2 protein-coding genes are annotated in these 1,163 nt (G+C 75.9%); one reads left to right on the top strand and one right to left on the bottom strand.

Going from position 1 to position 1,163, the window contains the following annotated elements; all coding sequences use genetic code 11:
- Positions 1-564: hypothetical protein (locus FOE67_RS26290; protein ID WP_498370723.1), on the top strand; the 564-nt coding region annotated here is incomplete at its 5' end.
- A 63-nt stretch (positions 565-627) separates the two neighbouring features.
- Here FOE67_RS26290 and FOE67_RS26285 read toward each other — a convergent pair.
- Positions 628-972, bottom strand: coding sequence for a metal-sensitive transcriptional regulator (locus tag FOE67_RS26285; RefSeq protein WP_182667322.1), 345 nt, complete (start codon positions 970-972; stop codon positions 628-630).
- Positions 973-1,163: the final 191 nt, after the last annotated feature.

Raw genomic sequence — 1,163 nt, 5'->3', positions numbered from 1 at the left:
GAGTTGGAGTTGACCGTGCCCGAGGCGGCCGGGGGAGGGGGGCCGCGGAGCGGCCCGGTGATCACCGTCTTCGGCCCCGGCGAGATCTACCTGCGCAACCGGGGCGGGGAGGTGCCCCCGGACACCTGGGTCCGGGTGGGCACGGCCGGGGTGCCGGACGGCAACCTGGTGACCGGCGGCGCCACCGACCCGGCGACGGCGGCGGCCCTGCTGCGCGGCGTGACGCACGCCGAGGACCGGGGCCGGGTGGGGGCGGACGGCGAGCGGTGGTGGTACCACCGGGGCACGGTGGATCCCGCGGCGGCGGCGCGGGCGGTGCGCGGTCTGCCGGAACAGGGGCAGTTCGAGGCGGTGGCGGCCGGTCTGACGGGGCGGGAGGTGACCTTCGAGGCGTGGCTGGACGACGAGGGTCTGCTGCGCCGGGTCACCTATCGCTTCGGGACGGCCGAGGCGGGGGCGGGGGACCTGGTCTCCACCACCGAACTCCTCGACTTCGGGGTGCCGGTGCCGGTCCGGGTGCCCCCGGAGGGCGAGGTCGCCGACGGCACCGTCGCGGCCCGGTAGGCGCGGCGGGCCCCGCCGGCGGCACCCCGCCGCCGGTCGCGCCCCGCCCGCGCCGTCGCCGGATCAGGTGCGCAGCAGGCGGGCGATGGCGGCCGTCGCCTCGGCGACCTTCGCGTCGGCCTCCGGGCCGCCCTCGACGGCCGCCCGGGCGACGCAGTGCCGCAGGTGCTCCTCGAGGAGTTGGAGGGCGAAGGACTGCAGCGCCTTGGTGGAGGCCGACACCTGGGTGAGCACGTCGATGCAGTAGGCGTCCTCGTCGACCATGCGGTGCAGGCCGCGGATCTGACCCTCGATGCGACGCAGGCGCTTGAGGTGCGCCTCCTTGTCCTTGCTGTAGCCGTGCCCGGTGTGCTCGCCCGGACCGGCGTGCCGGTCGTGCTCGACGGCGGTCTCCCGCGGGGCGGTCATGCTCCTCCTCCGTGCGCGGTGGGTCCGCGATCTCGTGGTGGGTTCCGTCCCGGGGCCCGGGACGGGGACGCGGGGCCTCGACCGATACCCCGCCCCCGTATCCCTTTCCAGGGTAGTCGTCCCGTCGGACTCCGACGGTGGGGGAACGGTATCGGTCATTCCCCGATCCCCCTCGATCACTCCCGTCTCTT

The sequence above is a fragment of the Streptomyces calidiresistens genome (assembly GCF_014141525.1).
In the GTDB taxonomy this organism is placed as follows: domain Bacteria; phylum Actinomycetota; class Actinomycetes; order Streptomycetales; family Streptomycetaceae; genus Streptomyces; species Streptomyces calidiresistens.
Note: the sequence above shows the minus strand (reverse complement) of the source record. Positions and strands in the feature narration are given on the sequence as shown.